Annotated in this window: 15 protein-coding genes and 1 pseudogene; 9 read left to right on the top strand and 7 right to left on the bottom strand. The window is 59.2% G+C overall.

The window, feature by feature from the left end; all coding sequences use genetic code 11:
- Positions 1 to 47: 47 nt before the first annotated feature.
- Positions 48 to 290, top strand: coding sequence for a hypothetical protein (locus tag C8N45_RS17945; RefSeq protein WP_245882731.1), 243 nt, complete (start codon positions 48 to 50; stop codon positions 288 to 290).
- Here C8N45_RS17945 and C8N45_RS23745 read toward each other — a convergent pair.
- Positions 282 to 428, bottom strand: a complete 147-nt coding sequence (locus C8N45_RS23745) for a hypothetical protein (RefSeq protein WP_220270426.1) — start codon at positions 426 to 428, stop codon at positions 282 to 284. The two genes, C8N45_RS17945 and C8N45_RS23745, sit on opposite strands and share 9 nt — an antisense overlap.
- Before the next feature lie 104 nt (positions 429 to 532).
- Positions 533 to 2,551, bottom strand: coding sequence for a lytic transglycosylase domain-containing protein (locus C8N45_RS17940; protein ID WP_245882730.1), 2,019 nt, complete (start codon positions 2,549 to 2,551; stop codon positions 533 to 535).
- A gap of 141 nt (positions 2,552 to 2,692) precedes the next feature.
- Here C8N45_RS17940 and dapA point away from each other — a divergent pair, with 141 nt between their 5' ends.
- A complete protein-coding gene (gene dapA / locus C8N45_RS17935) occupies positions 2,693 to 3,565 on the top strand; it encodes a 4-hydroxy-tetrahydrodipicolinate synthase (RefSeq protein WP_108387637.1) in 873 nt (290 codons plus the stop codon).
- A 141-nt stretch (positions 3,566 to 3,706) separates the two neighbouring features.
- Here the strand turns inward: dapA and C8N45_RS17930 are convergent, their stop codons facing one another.
- Genes C8N45_RS17930 through C8N45_RS17920 form a run of 3 tightly spaced genes read right to left on the bottom strand, consistent with a single transcriptional unit; the run spans position 3,707 to position 6,632 of the window.
- Positions 3,707 to 4,438, bottom strand: coding sequence for a maleate cis-trans isomerase family protein (locus tag C8N45_RS17930; RefSeq protein WP_108387636.1), 732 nt, complete (start codon positions 4,436 to 4,438; stop codon positions 3,707 to 3,709).
- A complete protein-coding gene (locus C8N45_RS17925; RefSeq protein ID WP_258793320.1) occupies positions 4,435 to 5,601 on the bottom strand; it encodes a M24 family metallopeptidase in 1,167 nt (388 codons plus the stop codon). Before C8N45_RS17925 ends, C8N45_RS17930 begins: the two co-directional genes overlap by 4 nt.
- Positions 5,598 to 6,632, bottom strand: coding sequence for a pyridoxal-phosphate dependent enzyme (locus tag C8N45_RS17920; protein ID WP_108387634.1), 1,035 nt, complete (start codon positions 6,630 to 6,632; stop codon positions 5,598 to 5,600). The genes C8N45_RS17925 and C8N45_RS17920 overlap by 4 nt, the downstream gene beginning before the upstream one ends.
- A gap of 145 nt (positions 6,633 to 6,777) precedes the next feature.
- Between C8N45_RS17920 and C8N45_RS17915 the strand changes: the two genes are divergently transcribed.
- The 7 genes from C8N45_RS17915 to C8N45_RS17885 all read left to right on the top strand — a co-directional run bounded on the left by C8N45_RS17915 (position 6,778) and on the right by C8N45_RS17885 (position 14,424).
- Positions 6,778 to 7,158 carry a carboxymuconolactone decarboxylase family protein gene (locus C8N45_RS17915; RefSeq protein WP_108387633.1) on the top strand — a complete coding sequence of 127 codons (381 nt, stop codon included), beginning with the start codon at positions 6,778 to 6,780 and terminating at the stop codon, positions 7,156 to 7,158.
- 128 nt (positions 7,159 to 7,286) lie between these two features.
- Positions 7,287 to 8,867 carry an ABC transporter substrate-binding protein gene (locus C8N45_RS17910; RefSeq protein ID WP_108387632.1) on the top strand — a complete coding sequence of 527 codons (1,581 nt, stop codon included), beginning with the start codon at positions 7,287 to 7,289 and terminating at the stop codon, positions 8,865 to 8,867.
- Positions 8,868 to 8,946: 79 nt separating this feature from the next.
- Positions 8,947 to 10,512, top strand: a complete 1,566-nt coding sequence (locus C8N45_RS17905; protein ID WP_108387631.1) for an ABC transporter substrate-binding protein — start codon at positions 8,947 to 8,949, stop codon at positions 10,510 to 10,512.
- A gap of 51 nt (positions 10,513 to 10,563) precedes the next feature.
- Positions 10,564 to 11,544 carry an ABC transporter permease gene (locus C8N45_RS17900; protein ID WP_108387630.1) on the top strand — a complete coding sequence of 327 codons (981 nt, stop codon included), beginning with the start codon at positions 10,564 to 10,566 and terminating at the stop codon, positions 11,542 to 11,544.
- Complete coding sequence (locus C8N45_RS17895) at positions 11,544 to 12,488, top strand: ABC transporter permease (RefSeq protein ID WP_108387629.1); 945 nt, start codon at positions 11,544 to 11,546, stop codon at positions 12,486 to 12,488. Before C8N45_RS17900 ends, C8N45_RS17895 begins: the two co-directional genes overlap by 1 nt.
- Positions 12,488 to 13,462, top strand: a complete 975-nt coding sequence (locus C8N45_RS17890) for an ABC transporter ATP-binding protein (protein ID WP_108387628.1) — start codon at positions 12,488 to 12,490, stop codon at positions 13,460 to 13,462. The genes C8N45_RS17895 and C8N45_RS17890 overlap by 1 nt, the downstream gene beginning before the upstream one ends.
- Positions 13,462 to 14,424, top strand: coding sequence for an ABC transporter ATP-binding protein (locus tag C8N45_RS17885; RefSeq protein ID WP_108387627.1), 963 nt, complete (start codon positions 13,462 to 13,464; stop codon positions 14,422 to 14,424). Before C8N45_RS17890 ends, C8N45_RS17885 begins: the two co-directional genes overlap by 1 nt.
- A 103-nt stretch (positions 14,425 to 14,527) precedes the next feature.
- On the opposite strand, the pseudogene C8N45_RS17880 reads toward C8N45_RS17885, so the two are convergent.
- Both C8N45_RS17880 and C8N45_RS17875 read right to left on the bottom strand, forming a co-directional pair.
- A pseudogene (locus tag C8N45_RS17880) lies at positions 14,528 to 15,303 on the bottom strand (IS5 family transposase).
- A 137-nt stretch (positions 15,304 to 15,440) separates the two neighbouring features.
- On the bottom strand, positions 15,441 to 17,756 hold the full coding sequence (locus tag C8N45_RS17875) for a Tex family protein (RefSeq protein WP_108387626.1): 2,316 nt from the start codon (positions 17,754 to 17,756) through the stop codon (positions 15,441 to 15,443).
- Positions 17,757 to 17,818 lie beyond the last annotated feature (62 nt).

Raw genomic sequence — 17,818 nt, 5'->3', positions numbered from 1 at the left:
CCGATCAACTGAAAAGGATCAAACAGCGCCGCGCACGGGGTGAATTCGTGCGCGGCGTCAGCGGCTTTCGCCATGCGATTGGCGATCCGGACTTTCCTGCAGAGCCGGGCCGCTATCACCTGTTTGCCGCGCTCAATTGTCCGTGGTGCCACCGCGTGGCACTGGCGCGCAATGTGCTTGGGCTTCAGGACGCCATCACCATGGACGTGGCCTTTCCAAACGCACCGGAGATGATGACCCAGAGGGGCCGAACCTCTGTGAGTTTGCGCCGGAACGGATTTCTACGCTGACCGGCGCATCGCCGGGTTTGGCTTCGCTTTCGAATACCAGCGCGTCAGCGTCATCGTGTCAGGAAAGCTGAAAACACGCACGAGAGGTACTTTCTTGACGGTCAGGCTATGAAACCGATCATCGCCAGGCGTGGACATAGAGCAAGAGCCTTGATCGCCCCTCACACCCGCTTTTTGCATTTGACACATAAGGCCGATAGTTATCCCTGCAGGAAGCATAAACCTCTTTTGCCGACTGGCCGCTAACCCCGCTCAGGGCGCAGAACGGGGCGCACATCGGGGCTGTCGTTTAGGGCTTGCGGCAAAGGCCGTGCGCGGGGGCGCAGCAATGGCTTTTCACCCCGCAACAATTCAGTAAACCGGATCGGACCGGCCTGCCCTGTCAGGCGCGCCTGATAAACGGGTATGCTTTCTGTGACACGCTGCACGTAATTGCGGGTCTCGCGGAACGGGATATGTTCGATCCAGTCCACCACATCCATTTCGCCCAAGCGGGGATCACCGCGCAGGTCCATCCATTGTTTGGGCCGGCTGGGGCCTGCGTTATAGCCTGCGGCAATCATCACAGGGGTCGGGCCAAACTCATCTTGCAGGATCGACAGGTATTTGCCGCCAAGTGTCGCGTTATATTTCCAGTCAGACGTCAGACGAAACCGGGAATAGGGCAGATCAAGAAAGCCTGCGACCTCTTCAGCGGTCGCAGGCATCAATTGCATCAGGCCCAACGCGCCGACGGGGCTGCCGACACCGATATTGAATTCGCTTTCGCGGCGGGCAATGGACAGGGCAAGCGCCGGTTCGACGGGCAGGTCCATGTTGGCCAGATCATGCAGCGGGAAATAGTTTTGCGGCACCATCACGCCACGCCGCACCGCGCGTTTGCCCAGCAGCAGCGTGTAATACTGCTCATCAATCTGATCGAGCGCGGCCCCCACCTGCGCCAGGGCTCCCGGTTCCAGCGTAGCCCCGAGTTCGGCAAAAAATGTCACCGCATGGCCGCGTTCCCCCGCAGCCAAGAGCAGAAACGCCGCGCGCACGATGTCCTGTTCAAAGATGTCCGAGGTCGGGACAATGGGCGTTTGCGCCCAGATCGGGTCTAGCGGGCGGCCCAGTCGCTCAGCGGCCAGTAACCCGTAGAAACTGGTCTGGTGCCGGGCGGCGATGCCAAAAGCCTGCGCGGCCTTGTCTGGGGCGCGCAACACTTCCTGCGTGCGTCCAATCCAATAGAACATCCGGCCCGTGGAAATCGGGCTATCGACCGCAGCGGCCGCCTTGTCGAAATGCACCAGGGCCTGTGCCGGATTGCCCAGATAGGTCAGCGCGATATAGCCCGACAGCCACTCAAGATCAGCAAAGGCGGCACCATCAGTCAGGTAATGACGTGACGCCAACTGGTAAGCCTGATCAGCCCGCCCTTCACGCATTTCCCAGCGTGCAAGCGACCTGCGCCAGCCCGACCAGCGAAACGGCTCGCCCAGCGCCGCGGCACTGGTGGAGCGGTCCAGTAGCACCTTCACGGCCTCTGTGCGTTCACCCCGGTCAGCCAGCCAGTTATAGCGGTCATAGGCAAGTCCCGCGTCCTGGCGCAGTTTCGCGGGCACGTCGGCGACAAGGGCGTCGGTATTGCTTACTTTCGTTATATAGCCAATACGCGCCGCAGCCAGCGCACGCTGGTCCGCGTCAAGCAAAGGCAACATGCGCGTCGCATCTGTGGTGCGCCAGCGCCACAACATTGCGTCCACCCGGGCCAGATGAAACGGGGCGAGGTCTGCGCCAAACGCCTCTATCAAACCCTCGTGGCCATCGTCCGACAGGCTGAGGCCCAGCCATGCATCCCGCAGGGCCGATTTGGCCTCCTCTGTTTTACCAGCCTTCCGCAAGGCCTGCACATATCTGACGACCCCTTCGCCGGTTTGGGGTGTCGCATCCTCAAAATAGGTCAGAACCGCGGCATCGGCCGTGGACTCTGCCACTGTCGCCTCGCCTGCGCGGCGCAATCTGTCCAGTCCGGGCCAGTCGGGACGTTTCGCCAGGAACGCCTGATAGTCTGCAAGCGTCCCTTCGCCCGCGCGCAATCGCAGCCATTCCAGAACATCCCGCGTCACCGGATCGGTCGATACGGCCAGTTCTGCGGCCGCGTCCCAGCTGGTTTCCGCAGCCTGAATCGCGGCCACCGCTTTTGGGTCCACATCCCGTGCAGATGCAGGCAAAGCGGCAAAACCAATGGCCAGGCCAAGGCTTATTTTCCGGACGATTGACACGATGAGCACCTCTTTGTCACAGAACCTAGACTACGGCCAAAAGAGTACAACTCACAAACTTGGCAATTGGCAGAAAGGCGTCTAGTGTCCGCGCGATTTTATCCGGGCGACTCACGCCCAATACCAAGAAGGAAGCGTGCCATGTTCAAGGGATCACTCCCCGCCCTCGTCACGCCGTTTACGAACGGCCAAGTCGATGTGGCCACGCTCAAGAAACTGGTGAACTGGCATATTGAGCAGGGCAGCCATGGGCTGGTGCCTGTGGGCACAACAGGCGAAAGCCCGACACTGACCCATGAAGAGCATGACATGGTTGTTGAAATCGTGGTGGCAGAGGCGGCGGGCCGTATCCCTGTCATTGCCGGTGCCGGGTCGAACAGTACTGCCGAAACCGTGCGTCTTGTGCAGGCCGCGAAAAAGGCGGGAGCCGATGCCGCCCTTGTCGTGACCCCCTACTATAACAAGCCCACCCAACGCGGGCTGATGGCCCATTTTCTGGCTGCCGCCGACTGTGGTCTGCCGATCATTATCTACAACATCCCGCCTCGGTCAGTCATTGACATGACACCCGATACGATGGGCGAACTTGCCAAGCACGAGATGATTATCGGCGTCAAGGACGCGACCGCTGACCTGTCGCGCGTCCCGGCCCAGCGCCTTCGTTGCGGTTCCGATTTCATCCAACTCTCGGGCGAGGATGCGACGGCATTGGGTTACAACGCCCATGGCGGCATGGGCTGTATTTCCGTCACGGCCAACATTGCGCCGAAACTGATTGCAGAGTTTCAGGAAACCACGCTCGCAGGAGACTATGCCAGCGCCCGCGCCCAGCTTGACCGGCTGATGCCGCTGCACGAGGCCGTCTTTACCGAACCCGGCGTTGTCGGCGCGAAATACGGCATGTCACTGCTGGGACTTTGTAGCGACGAGGTACGCTCTCCATTGACCGGTTTGATGGATAGCACCAAGGAGAAACTGCGCGCCGCGATGGTGCATGCGGGGCTGCTGAACTAGCGCGCGCCATTACAGGGGCAGCCCCTCCCGTGATGGGTCGGGGGTTGCCCGGTCTGACAGCCGTGCAGAAGTTCGTATCTGACCTGCCGACTCAAATGCTGGCTTCGGTCAATCGTTTCTGCTTCAAATCCAATGCCGTTCTCACGCAAACAGCGCTCCAACCGGCGCACCCTGCGTGCGCAGTTGCGCAAGCTGGCACAAATGCCACGCCAGTACCTGATTGCTCGACAAAACCGGCTTGGCGATCTGGCTCTCGATCCGGGAAATCACATCCAATGTGCGCAAATTCGTGCAGGATAGAAAGACCGCCTCGCACTGCGGGTTCTGGCCCATGGCAATCGCCGCGTCACTGACTGAGTCCGCTGCAATACGCACGACCTTTTCTTCTTGAGGTTCATCAAAGCTGGCAAAATCCGCCACATTGACCCCCGCATCGGCAAGCGCCATTCGCAACCGTTCCGACACAGCGGCAACGTAAGGACTGATCATACCGATCCGCGTCACACCCAGATGCTGACAAGCCGCGATCAAGGCGGACAGCGGTTGCGTCACAACCGGTGTCGCAATCCCGGCCTGCACCTTTGCTGTCACATTGTCTGGCCCGATCTGAGCGGTGCCGGACGTACAGCCATAGCCCACCGCCGCCAAACTGGCCCCACCGGGCAGCAAGCTGGCCGCGCGCGTCAATTCCTGCTCCATCGCCTGCAATGTTTCGCTTGTGACGGTTTGCGCAGAGGGTACCCGGCTGACCAGAATTTCAACATCATCCGGCATCAGCAGACGCATATCCCGTTCGATCGTTTCATCGGTCTGCAAGACAATCAGGCCGATCTGGGTGGGACGGTCTGTCGCAAGTGCGTATGGTAGTGTCATTCCAGAACCCTCATCGCATGAGTTTGGGGCGTCGAAAGATAGGCCGCACCGTCGGATTGTATCACGATATTTTCTTCATGGACGATGATTTTGCCGCCGCCAATGTTGATCGACGGCTCAAGCGTCAGCACCATCCCCGGCACCAGTGGCGTATGATCATCTGCGATGATTGACGGCCATTCGGTCAGTTGCATCCCCAGCCCGTGGCCCAAACGTCCGGCGTCCATCGCTTCACCATCCGGATTGATGACTGCCGACATGGCCTGAAACATATCCGAGAGCACAGCGCCGGGTCGGGCCATGTCAAAGGCCGCTTGTGTGGCCGCGATCAAACAGTCGTGCGCATGTTGTAGCGTATCAGACGGGGCGCCAACGCTGTAATTGCGGTCAAAGTCGCAGAAATACCCTGACCAGACGAGGCCCGTATCCAACATCAGCACATCACCTTTGGTCAAAGGCCGGTCTGTCGCAGGTGATATCACATCGCCATAACCGCCCTGATCTGCGGCCCCTGCAAGGTAGGGTACCCAATCGGCGCCCTCATCAAGACAAAGCATCTGGAACTTGCGAAAGACCTGCGCCAGTGACGTGCCCTCATGGGCAATTTCACCTACACGCGCAAACGCCCGGTCTGCAATCCCGCAGGCAAAGCGGATTTTGGCAATCTCGGCCTCTGATTTGACCATGCGCAGGCGCCGGGTGATTGTGGCGTCGCTGACCAAACGGCGCTGGGCAAGTGCGCCCTTCAACTGCCGCAGGCTGCCAAGCGGCATACGGGCATGGCTTTCCATCTGGTCAGCCAGTCCGATTTTGCCATCCTGTGGGGTCACCGCGCGCAGTGTATCGGCAAGCAAACCCACGCCGTCGTCGTCATAATCAGGGGCCTGCCATGTGCGGATATCGGTGATCCATGTCTGCCGCATCAAATGCGCACCAATCGACGGAATGACCGCAATGGGCTTGCCCTGCGCCGGTACGATGACAAACCATGGCCGGGTCGGGCTTTCCCAGAACCGCGTCAAAAACCCTGTGTAATAACGCACTTCCGGTTCGGTGGTCAGCAACAGGGCGGACAGGCCTGCCTGTGCCATCAGTGCCTGCGCCGCAGATGTGCGCGCGGCGAATTCGCCGTCGGGGAACCCGGATGAGATGTCCCCGTTCAAGCGGTTTCCTCGCTCAGGATCACCAGCACGCGGGATGCATCGGTCAGGCCGCATGCAGCCTGCGCGGTTAGCAAACCTGCAACACCCGCAGCCCCGGAAGGGGTCGACGCCAGATTTGCTGCGGCACAGGCGGCGGCCCCTGCGGCCCCTTCCTCTTCGGTGATCAGGATGAAATCATCCGCATCGCGGGCAAGCCCTTTGAGCGCAATCAATGATGGTTCCTTGCAGTCCAGCCGGCCCATGTCCGATGCAGGACCGGTCGTGACTTGGGGGGCGCCCGCCTTGATCGATGCATAGAGTGCGGGGGCGGCGTCGGGTTCGACCACGATGATGCGCGGTGCATCGCCCCACGCCTTGCGCGCATAGACGGCACAGGCAGCAGCCAGCCCGCCAACGCCTGCCTGTAGAAAGATATGTGTCGGCGGTGCAGGCATCTGCGCCACAGCTTCCTGCATCAGGACAAGATATCCCTCCATCAACCGATGCGGGCGGTCAAAGTAGCCGGGCCAGGAGCTATCAGACAACAGCACCCAGCCGTTTTGGTCAGCCGCAGCGGCGGCACCGGCCATGCTGTCCTCGTAAATCGCGCCATGGCGGCGGACCTCGGCCCCGAATCCGCGCAGGCGGGCTGCGAAACTTTCGGGTACGGTCTCTGCCAGAAAAATCACCGCCTTCGCGCCGAAGGCCTGCGCGCCAGCCGCGACAGACAGACCATGGTTGCCCGCGCTGGCGGTGACATAGGTCTGGCCAGCGGCGTGCCCCTGTTCTGCATCACAGGCAATCACGTAAGCCGCGCCCAGCGCCTTGAAGCTGCCAAGGCCCATGCGCGCGCGTTCATCCTTGACGAGCACCTGCGCGACGCCGGCCATAGCAGCCAGCCGCGGCGCATCCACCAATGGTGTCTGTCCGGCGGCGGGACAACGTGTCAGCAAGCCCATAGGACGGTTCGCATCGTCGCTGGGCCAAGGGACATCAGCGAGATCATTGAAGAGGGCGGTTGTCTGTGCGGTCTGTTTGTGAAGATATTCCATGCAACATTGCTAGCAGTTTGCCGCTGGTAGCCAAGCGAATTCTTGTGGCCAGTTATGTTGGCGGCGCTGTGGCAAATACCCGACTGCCCCTTGCAATGCTGCCCCAAAGCCCCGACACCTGATTGATCAAAAAAGGAGCATACAGATGAGCGTATTTGACGAAGACCTATTCCTCAAAGGATTGGAACAGCGCAAGGCCACCTTGGGGGCAGAGTACGTTGAAAAGAACCTTGCTGCCGCCGACGATTTTTCGCAGCCATTTCAGGAGGCGATGACCGCATGGTGCTGGGGGTTTGGCTGGGGTGACGACGTGATTGACGCCAAAACGCGCAGCATGATGAACCTTGCGATGATCGGCGCATTGGGCAAGATGTCGGAATGGGAATTGCATTGCCGGGGGGCTGTCAACAACGGGGTGACCAAGGAAGAGGTCCGCGCGATCATCCATGTCATTGCGATCTATTGCGGTGTGCCGCAAGGGCTGGAGTGTTTTCGCGCGGCCAGAAAAGTATTTGACGGGGACTGAACCCCGCCTTTGCGACAAGGTGCCGCTGGCGCACAAAGGGGCAGCTTTCCGCAGGTTCTTGCCAAGCCCCCGACAAAGTCTAAAGTGCACCGCACATCTAAAACAAAAACGACAGACAGGGAACTTCAATGAGATCGACAATCGCACTGACATTGACCGCAACATTGCTTGCCAGCGCAGCACCACTCAGCGCGGAAACGCTGCGATGGGCACGCTCTGGTGATGCGCTTACGCTTGACCCGCACGCCCAGAACGAAGGGCCGACGCACACGATCCGCCACCAGATGTACGAACCACTGATTATCCGCGATGTCTCTGGCGCATTCGAGGCGGCGCTGGCAACCGATTGGGCCCCCAAGGCCGACAACCCGAATGTCTGGGTCTTTAACCTGCGCGAAGGTGTTACCTTTCACGATGGCGCTGCATTCACCGCCGAAGATGTGGTTTTCAGCTTTGAGCGCGCCAAGCAGCCGAATTCGGACATGAAAGAGCTGATCGGCTCGATCACCGAAGTCCGGGCGGTTGACGACTATACAGTCGAGATCGAAACAGATGGGCCGAACCCTATCCTGCCATCCAACCTGACCAACCTGTTCATCATGGACAAGGACTGGACCGAAGCGAACAACACTGTCGACGTGCAGGATTTTGAAGGTGGCGAAATCACATATGCAACCACCAATGCCAACGGCACTGGCCCCTATGTGCTGACCAGCCGCGAACCTGACGTCAAGACGGTCATGACCCGCAACGATGGCTACTGGGGCATTGATCAGTTCCCGATGGAAGTGAGCGAAATCGTCTATACCCCGATCCAAAATGCCGCGACCCGTGTGGCGGCGATGCTGTCGGGCGAGGTTGATTTCCTGCAAGATATGCCCGTGCAGGATCTGGAACGGGTGGATGCGGTTGACGGTCTGGTTGTCAAACAAGCCCCGCAGAACCGTGTGATTTTCTTTGGGATGAACCAGGGCGCGGACGATATCGAAGCCGACAATATTGATGGCGCGAACCCGCTGGCTGATGTGCGTGTGCGCAAGGCCATGTCGATGGCGATCAACCGTGACGCGATCCGTCAGGTCGTGATGCGGGGGCAAAGCGAACCTGCGGGCATGATTGCGCCGCCCTTCGTCAATGGCTGGACCGCCGAGATGGACGCGGAATCTTCAACCGATATTGATGCGGCCAAGGCGTTGCTGGCTGATGCGGGCTACGCTGACGGATTTTCGATCCGCCTTGATTGCCCCAATGACCGCTATGTGAATGACGAAGCGATCTGTCAGGCGGCTGTCGGCATGTTGGGCCAGATCGGCGTCACCGTTAATCTGGACGCCAAGCCCAAGGCACAGCATTTCCCGCTGATCACAGATGGTCAGACGGATTTCTACATGCTGGGCTGGGGTGTGCCGACCTACGATTCCGAGTATGTCTTCAACTTCCTCGTCCATAGTCGTGAAAGCGACATTGGCACATGGAACGGCACCGGTTTCAGCAATGCGGACCTTGATGCAAAGATCAAATCGCTGGCGTCAAATACCGATCTGGACGCACGCAATGCCGATATCGCGGACATCTGGCGGGTCGTGCAGGACGAACAGCTTTACATCCCGATCCACCATCAGGTGCTGAACTGGGGCATGTCTGAAAAAGTCGGGATCGAAGTTGACCCCGAGGATCAGCCAAAGGTGAAGTATTTCACCATGAACTAAGCGATCAAAAGGCGCGCCATGTACTTTGGCGCGCCGCAATCCGGCGAAACCCACACTTTGAACCCCGTTAGGACGCATAATGTTACGCAAACTCAGCTATGTCGCACTTTTCGCCGGATTGGCCAGTTCTGCCTACGCAGAAGAATTCACATGGGCCGTCACCACCGACCCGCAAACGATGGACCCGCACGCGGTCAATTCCGCACCGGTTCTGGGTTTCCTCAATAACGTCTACGAAGGCCTTGTGCGCCGCGGTCAGGATATGGCCATTGAACCTGCGCTCGCCACAAGCTGGGAGCCGATTGGCGAAGGCGAAGGCTGGCGCTTCAATCTGCGCGAGGGTGTCATCTTTCAGGACGGCGCGGCATTCACGGCCCAAGACGTTCTGTTTTCTTACGAACGCGCATCTAGCGAAGAAGCCGACACAAGCAGTTGGTTCGCGCCGGTGTCAGACGTCATCGTCGTTGATGATTTCACTGTTGATATCATGACCACATCCCCTAATCCGATTTTTCCTGACAGCATCGCCAACTGGATGATCATGGATAGCGACTGGGCCACTGCGAATGACGCCGCCCGTCCAGACAAGGAAAGCGGCAACTACGCCACGCTTAACACCAACGGTACAGGTGCCTTTGCCATCACCAACCGCGAGCCGGGTCTGCGCACTGTGCTAGAGCCGCATACAGGCTGGTGGGGTGAAGCCACACATAACATTACCCGCGCAGAACTGACACCGATCCAGAATCCAGCGACGGCCCTTGCTGCACTGCTTTCCGGTGACGTTGATTTCATCAATCCGGTGCCGGTGCAGGACGTGGCGCGCCTGCAAAATGACCCGAACGTCAATGTGATTCAGGGCATCGAGGCCCGCGTCATCATGCTGGGTTTCCCGCACGAGGCGGATGCGCTGAAATATTCTGCTGAAACCACCGATGCCAATCCTTTCGCAGATCCGCTTGTGCGCCGCGCCGTGGCCCATGCGATCAACGTGCCAGCCATCCTGCAGACAACGATGCGCGGCAATGCAGAGGCGGTAAACCAGTTGGTCAGCCCCGCCATGCGCGGTTATGCGGACGGCTTGAGCAAGGATGCTGCGTATGACCCTGATGCGGCCCGCACGCTTTTGGCCGAAGCAGGATACCCAGACGGGTTTTCCTTTGGCCTGAAATGCCCCAACGACCGTTATCTGAATGACGAGGCGGTCTGTCAGGCGATCACCGGCATGTTGGCACAGGTCGGCATGCGCGCCACGCTGGATGCAATGCCCGTGCAAAACTACTGGCCCGAACTGCGTGCCGACAATTATGACATGTATCTGCTGGGCTGGTCGCCGGGGACGTTTGATGCCGAACATCCCGTCCGCTTTCTGGCCGCGACCCCGAACGAAGAAAAGCGTCTGGGCAGCTGGAACTTTGGCGGCTACTCCAACGCCCGTGTCGATGAATTGCTGCCGCTGATTCAGTCCGAAATTGACGAGTCAAAGCGTCAGGCGATGCTGGATGAGGTCGCACAAACCTTGCAGGATGAAATGGCCTATGTCCCGCTTTACGTTCAGCCACTGATCTGGGGCACCCGTGCCAATATCGAACTGGTGCAACGCCCGGACAACTTCTTTATCTTGCGTTGGGTCACTGTTAACTAAGCGCGACTGAGGGGTCGGGCAGGCCCCTCAACCACTGGGAAATTCACCATCATGCTGGCCTACATTATCCGCCGCGTTGCGCAGTCTGCACTTGTCTTGCTGATCGTAGGGCTGGCGGCATTTTCGATGTTTCGCTTTGTGGGCGATCCCATTGACAATATGCTGGGGCAGGAACGCACAGCAGCTGATATCGAACGGCTGCGCGAACAGCTGGGGTTGGATCAATCCTTCCCGGTGCAATATTTCAAATTTCTCGAAGGGGCCGTGCAGGGTAATTTTGGCGTCAGCTACAGGCAGGGGCGACCTGTTGCCGACATCCTGATGGAGCGGGCACCAGCCACGCTGGAACTGGCAGCCGTGTCGGGGGTGCTGGCGATCTTGCTGGGCATTGCATTCGGGGTATTCACGGCGATCCGCCGCGATGGTTTCGTCGCCAATTTCATCATGTCCGCATCCCTGATCGGGGTGTCGCTGCCCACCTTCCTGATCGGGATTTTGCTGATCTATGTTTTCTCGGTCGAGCTTGGCTGGCTGCCCAGTTTCGGGCGGGGCGAGACGGTCCAGATCGGCAGTTGGTCTACAGGGTTTCTGACGGCTACGGGTCTCAAGGCGCTTGTCTTACCCTCGATCACGCTGGGTCTTTACCAGATGACCCTGATCATGCGGCTGGTGCGTTCTGAGATGCTTGAGGTCCTGCGGCAGGACTATATCCGCTTTGCCCGCGCGCGCGGATTGCGGGACCGTACCGTCAATTTCCGCCACGCCCTGAAAAACACGATGGTGCCTGTCATTACGGTCATCGGCCTGCAACTTGGTGCGATCATTGCCTTTGCAATCATCACTGAAACCGTCTTTCAGTGGCCCGGCGTTGGGCTGTTGTTCATTAATGCGGTCCAGTTCGTCGATATCCCGGTGATGGCCGCCTATCTGATGCTGATCTCGGTCATGTTTGTGGGCATCAACCTGATTGTGGACATGCTCTATTTCTTTATTGATCCGCGCTTGCGCGTGGACCGGTCCGGAGGCCACTGATGTCCGACATGACCCAAAAAATTCCGCAAAAGTCACGTGTGCGCCTGTTTCTGGATAGCGACATTTTCTATGCATTCAAACGGTCGCCTGTCGCAGTCGCCTCTACGATCGTGGTCAGCATACTGATCCTGTCGGCACTTTTTGCACCGCTGATTGCGCCGACAAATCCGTTTGACCCTGCATCGCTGAACCTGATGAACGGCTTCACCGGCCCGATGGCACCCAACGCCTTTACCGGCGAAACCTTCCTGCTGGGCACTGACGATCAGGGGCGCGACGTCTTTTCCACCATCCTTTACGGGATGCGCGTGTCGCTGTTTGTGGGCGTGGCCGCTGTGCTGTTTGCCATGGTTCTGGGAATCACGCTGGGGCTGATTTCGGGCTATGTGGGGGGATGGACCGAAACGATCATCATGCGGACCGCAGACGTGCAGCTGACCTTCCCGTCGATCCTTGTTGCGATGCTGATTTTCGGGGTCGCCAAAGGGTTTACCCCTGTAGAATATCGCGACCAGATGGCGATCTGGGTACTGATCGTGGCAATTGGGCTGAGCGATTGGGTGCAGTTCGCCCGCGTCGTGCGCGGCGCAACCTTGGTTGAAAAGCGCAAGGAATATGTCGAAGCCGCGCGGCTGATCGGGCGCACCCCGTTTGCCATCATGCTGCGGCATATCCTGCCCAACGTGCTGTCGCCCGTGCTTGTCATCGCGACAATTTCTCTGGCTTTGGCGATCATCGCCGAAGCAACGCTTAGCTTTCTCGGCGTTGGCGCGCCGCCCACGCAACCATCGCTGGGCACGCTCATCCGTATCGGGCAGGGCTTCCTGTTTTCCGGCGAATGGTGGATTTTGCTGTTTCCCGCCGTCACCCTTCTGGCGCTGGCGCTGAGTGTCAATTTGCTGGGTGACTGGCTCCGCGATGCCCTGAACCCGAGGTTGCGTTGATGTCTGATGTTGTGCTGTCAATCCGCGGACTGTCCGTGGAAATCCCGACCCGCGCAGGCGTCGTCAGGCCGGTGGATGGCGTCAGCTACGACATACGGGCTGGCGAAATTCTGGGCATTGTCGGCGAAAGCGGCGCAGGCAAGTCAATGGCCGGTAACGCGGTCATCGGCCTGCTGACCCCACCCGCAAGAATTGCTGCGGGAGAGATTTGGCTGAACGGAAACCGCATCGACCAACTCAAAGGCGATGCGATGCGCCGCCTGCGTGGCAAACAGATCGGGATGGTGTTCCAAGACCCGCTGACATCATTGAACCCGCTGCTAAGCATCGGGGATCAACTGACCGAAACCATGCTGACCCATCTGCCGATAAGTCGGGCCGAGGCCGAAAAGCGCGCAGTCGCCGCTTTGGAAGAAGTCGGCATTCCCGGCGCTGCCGAACGTATCGGTAGTTACCCGCATGAGTTCAGCGGCGGGATGCGCCAACGTGTGGTCATTGCCTTGGCCCTATGCGCCGAACCGTCCCTGATTATTGCCGACGAGCCCACAACCGCACTGGATGTGTCTGTGCAGGCGCAAATCATTGCGCTGCTGAAACGTCTGTGCCGTGACAGGGGCACCGCTGTCATGCTGATCACCCACGATATGGGCGTCATTGCTGAGGCGGCCGATCGCGTGGCAGTCATGTATGCAGGACGGCTTGCCGAACTGGGTGATGTACGCGATGTACTGACCCGCCCGCAGCATCCCTATACCGACGGCCTGATGGCCTCGACCCCGCTGGCGTCGCAGGGCAAGGCACGCCTGCACCAGATCGAAGGGGCCATGCCCCGGCTGACCAATATCCCGCAAGGCTGCCCCTTTCATCCGCGCTGCAGTTATGCCCAAGATAAATGTCGGGCGGCGCCCGCGCCGGAAATCACCGGCGGGCACGCAGCCTGCTGGTTCCCCCTGATCGCGGAAAAGGTATCCTGATGGCGCTCATTTCTGTCAAAAACCTCACCCGCGTCTTTGATGTGTCCAAACCATGGTTGAACCGGGTGATCGAGCGGCGGGCCAAGGCTTATCTCACAGCCGTGTCCGATGTAAGCTTTGACGTGCAAGAGCGTAGCACCTACGCGCTGGTCGGCGAAAGCGGGTCCGGCAAATCGACAATCGGGCGGATGTTGGTGGGCCTGCTCCGCCCCACAGAGGGCACCGTTGAAATCAACGGCGTGAACCTTGCGACCGAAAGTGATGCGGCAACGGTGGACAAGATCCGCTCTGACATCCAGATGATCTTTCAGGACCCTTTTGCCTCGCTCAACCCGCGCTGGCGGGTGCGTGATATTATCGTCGAACCCGTCGTGGCCCGTGGCGGCGATGCCACCGGACTGGCCGAAAAACTGCTGGAACAGGTGGGCTTGTCGGCGCTGGATGCAGGCAAGTTCCCGCATGAATTTTCAGGCGGCCAGCGGCAGCGCATTTGTATTGCACGCGCCCTGTCGTCCGAACCCAAACTGATCGTCTGCGACGAACCCACTTCGGCGCTGGATGTGTCGGTGCAGGCGCAGGTGCTGAACCTGATGAGCGATCTCAAGGATGATTTTGGCCTGACCTATGTGCTGATCAGTCATGACCTGACCGTTGTGCAGCACATGGCCGACCGGATTGGCGTGCTTTATCTGGGGCGCTTGGTCGAAGAGGCGTGCCCCGAGGATTTGTTTGCCAACACCAAGCACCCCTACACCAAGATGCTGTTGGAGGCCGCCCCGCGAATGGACGGTTTTGGCCGTGAAGCGGAACTGCCCGAAGGCGAAATCCCCGACCCGATCAACCCACCGTCTGGCTGTGCGTTCCACCCGCGCTGCCCGGTTGCGACAGATATTTGCAGGCGGGAACGCCCCGAGATGCGCAAATTGGGCGACATCCGTGTCGCCTGCCATCTGGCAGAGTAAGGGCATTGTCAGGTTGACGTCAGTTTGGCATGAACTTAGCCCGCTGTGATGAAGTTAACCTGTTCTGCCCGCTGCCTCAAAGGCTTTCGGTTTCCGTTTTCAGTCATTTCCTATGCTGCCCTGGGGTCAGGCGGCATAACCAGAAAATGACGGTTGCGGCGAGAGCGATTGCTGACAGGAACACTATAGGGCAGCGATCATAGCGGGTTGAGACACGTCTCCAGTCTTTGAGTCTGCCGCACAAGCGCTCGATGCGGTTCCGGCTTCTGTAGCGCCGCTTGTCGTATCTGACGACCTTGTTGCGGGTGGGATGCAGGGACGCGTTCCCCTGTCTGCCAAGGCTTCCCGGAACCATCTGTATCATAGCCCCGATCAGCCAATAGCCATTCGGCATCAGTTAGGCTGCTTAGTAAAGCCATTGCACCGGTGTAATCGCTGACTTGACCGGCGGTGATAAAGAAACGGATTGGGCGGCCGCTGGTGTCAGTGACAGCGTGTAGTTTTGTGTTCATGCTACCGTTGGTCTGCCCAATCAGACGTCAACGTCCCCTTTCTTAGCCCCGGACTTGCGGCTGTGCGGTGTGCTTTCAGATAGGTCGCGTCAATCGATATGGTCTTATTGTCGGGGTCTTCTGCGGCTAATCCGTTCATTATTCGGGCAAATACACTTAAATCACTCCGACGCTTCCAACGATTATACAATGTCTTTGGCGGGCCATAAGCAGCGGGTGCGCCGCACCAGCGTAACCCATTGCGATTGATGAAGATAATACCACTCAATACACGTCTGTCATCGACACGTGGCCGCCCACGGCTCTTCGGGAAAAACGGCCGAAGACGCACCATCTGCGCTTCTGTCAGCCAATAAAGATTACTCATCAGTCTCCCAAATCATTGGGATCTGTGAATCATTGCAACAACTCAGCATCAAGCCGTTTCATGGGGCCTGACCCTAAGGCATCAGAACGCCACCCTGAAAAATCAACCTGACAAAGCCAGAGTAAGGCAGGCCCGCGCTATTTTCCTGTCCGTTTAAGCGCATCTGCAAGTGCCGACCCAAACGCGCCTTGGCTTTCGGTCTTGGCAGGTTTGGCGGTCGCCTGTTTGACATTGCGCTGTGGCTTTTGCTTGCGATCGCCGCGTCCACGCTGCGGTGTGTCCGCGCTATTGTCCTTGCGCATGGTCAATCCGATCCGCTTACGTTGCACGTCAACTTCGGTCACACGCACGCGGACGACGTCGCCAGCTTTGACGACCTCATGCGGGTCCTTGACAAAACGGTCGGCCAACTGGCTGACGTGTACCAACCCATCCTGATGCACGCCGATATCCACAAACGCACCAAAAGCTGCGACATTGGTCACAGTCCCTTCCAGCGACATGCCGGGTTTGAGGTCGGTGATACTGTCAACACCGTCTGCAAAGGTCGCCGTCTTGAAGGTCGGGCGCGGATCACGACCGGGCTTTTCAAGCTCGGACAGGATATCGCGCACAGTGGGCAGCCCAAAGCTGTCATCGACGAACTGTTCTGCACGCAGACCCTTGAGTGCCCCACTGTCGCCCATGATAGCGCGGATATCGCGCCCGCAGGCCTGCACGATCTTGCGCGCCACGCCGTAGGCTTCTGGGTGGACGCTGGAGGCATCCAGTGGCTCTGCGCCCTCGTTGATGCGCAAAAACCCTGCGCATTGTTCAAACGCCTTGGGGCCCATGCCTGCGACTTTCAACAAAGCCTCGCGAGATGCAAAGGGCCCATGCGCATCGCGGTGCGCGACAATGGCCTGTGCCAGTGACGGGCCAAGGCCCGCGATATGCGACAGAAGCGGCGCCGATGCCATGTTCAGGTCAACACCGACCGCGTTGACCGCATCCTCTACCACGGCGGCGAGCGATTGCGCCAACTGCCGCTGGTCCACGTCATGCTGATACTGGCCCACACCGATGGCCTGCGGTTCGATCTTGACCAGTTCAGCCAGCGGGTCTTGCAAACGGCGCGCTATCGACACGGCCCCGCGCAACGACACGTCAATATCGGGGAATTCTTTCGAGGCCAGTTCCGAAGCGGAATAAACCGACGCCCCTGCCTCTGACACGATCACAGACGTGGGGCGGGTCAGATCAGCGGGCAGGCGTTTGATCACATCAGCCACCAGCCGTTCGGATTCGCGGCTGGCAGTGCCATTCCCAACCGCAATCAGCGCGATGCCATGTTTGCGGATCATCTGGGTCAGCGTTTCTTCGGCGCCGCCCAGATCATTGCGCGGCTGGAAGGGATAGATCGTTGCGGTGTCCAGCAGCTTGCCGGTTTCATCAACAACGGCAATCTTGCAGCCCGTGCGAATCCCCGGATCAAGGCCCAGCGTCGCGCGCGCTCCCGCAGGGGCGGCCAGCAGCAAATCACGCAGGTTGCGGGCAAAGACATCAATGGCCGCCGCATGGGCACGGCGGCGCAAATCGGCCATCAGGTCCATGAACATCGACAGGCTCAGCTTGACCCGCCATGCCCAACTAGCCGCATCCCGCAACCAGACATCGCCCGGGGCCGTACCTTGCACGCCGATTTCCGCGGTGATGATACCGATAACCCGGTCCAGCCCGGTTTCCGGCTCAGGCCCGATATCCAGCGTGACGATTTCTTCTTTCGTCGCCCGCAGGATAGCAAGCGCACGGTGCGACGGGATGGTTGCCCATTTTTCGCTATGGTCGAAATAGTCCGCGAATTTCGCCCCCTCCTCTTCCTTGCCGGGGACGACGCGGGCAGAGATGAGGGCTTCTTGCTGCATAACTTCGCGCAGACGGCCCACAAGTGCTGCATTTTCGCCAAGCTCTTCGACAAGAATATCGCGCGCACCTGTCAGGGCATCCTTTGCGGTGGCGACGGTGTTAGATGTGTAGCCTTCGGCCAGCGCGGCCGGGTCGGCGGCACGGTCTGTCATGATCGCGCGCAGCAACGGCTCCAGCCCGTTTTCGCGGGCAATCATTGCCTTGGTGCGTCGCTTTGGCTTGAAAGGCAGGTACAGATCCTCCAGCACCGCCTTGGTTTCTGCGCTGGCTATCGACTTGGCCAAGGCGTCTGTCAGTTTTCCCTGATTGGTGATCTCGGCCACAATGGCCGCCCGGCGCTTTTCCAGTTCGCGCAGATAATCCAGCCGTTCGGCCAGCCTGCGCAACTGTGTGTCGTCCAGACCGCCTGTCGCCTCTTTGCGGTAGCGGGCCACAAATGGGACGGTATCGCCACCGTCCAGCAGGGCAATCGTGGCGTTGACCTGTTCGGGACGTGCATCAATGTCGGCTGCGATATTGCGGGCAATGCGATCTGCGACTGCGGACATGGCTGGCTTTCTGAGGTCATTGGGGATGATTGTGATAGCGTCCCGCTGGCGTCAGGCCAAGC

This window comes from Yoonia sediminilitoris (genome assembly GCF_003058085.1).
Taxonomy (GTDB): domain Bacteria; phylum Pseudomonadota; class Alphaproteobacteria; order Rhodobacterales; family Rhodobacteraceae; genus Yoonia; species Yoonia sediminilitoris.
Note: the sequence above shows the minus strand (reverse complement) of the source record. Positions and strands in the feature narration are given on the sequence as shown.

Excerpts from the sequence above, each read along its gene's own strand:
- C8N45_RS17915 (WP_108387633.1), top strand. The coding sequence starts at position 6,778 with ATGAGCGTATTTGACGAAGACCTATTCCTCAAAGGATTGGAACAGCGC.
- C8N45_RS17890 (WP_108387628.1), top strand. The coding sequence starts at position 12,488 with ATGTCTGATGTTGTGCTGTCAATCCGCGGACTGTCCGTGGAAATCCCG.
- C8N45_RS17895 (WP_108387629.1), top strand. The coding sequence starts at position 11,544 with ATGTCCGACATGACCCAAAAAATTCCGCAAAAGTCACGTGTGCGCCTG.
- dapA (WP_108387637.1), top strand. The coding sequence starts at position 2,693 with ATGTTCAAGGGATCACTCCCCGCCCTCGTCACGCCGTTTACGAACGGC.
- C8N45_RS17910 (WP_108387632.1), top strand. The coding sequence starts at position 7,287 with ATGAGATCGACAATCGCACTGACATTGACCGCAACATTGCTTGCCAGC.
- C8N45_RS23745 (WP_220270426.1), bottom strand. The coding sequence starts at position 428 with ATGTCCACGCCTGGCGATGATCGGTTTCATAGCCTGACCGTCAAGAAA.
- C8N45_RS17885 (WP_108387627.1), top strand. The coding sequence starts at position 13,462 with ATGGCGCTCATTTCTGTCAAAAACCTCACCCGCGTCTTTGATGTGTCC.
- C8N45_RS17900 (WP_108387630.1), top strand. The coding sequence starts at position 10,564 with ATGCTGGCCTACATTATCCGCCGCGTTGCGCAGTCTGCACTTGTCTTG.
- C8N45_RS17920 (WP_108387634.1), bottom strand. The coding sequence starts at position 6,632 with ATGGAATATCTTCACAAACAGACCGCACAGACAACCGCCCTCTTCAAT.
- C8N45_RS17930 (WP_108387636.1), bottom strand. The coding sequence starts at position 4,438 with ATGACACTACCATACGCACTTGCGACAGACCGTCCCACCCAGATCGGC.
- C8N45_RS17875 (WP_108387626.1), bottom strand. The coding sequence starts at position 17,756 with ATGTCCGCAGTCGCAGATCGCATTGCCCGCAATATCGCAGCCGACATT.
- C8N45_RS17905 (WP_108387631.1), top strand. The coding sequence starts at position 8,947 with ATGTTACGCAAACTCAGCTATGTCGCACTTTTCGCCGGATTGGCCAGT.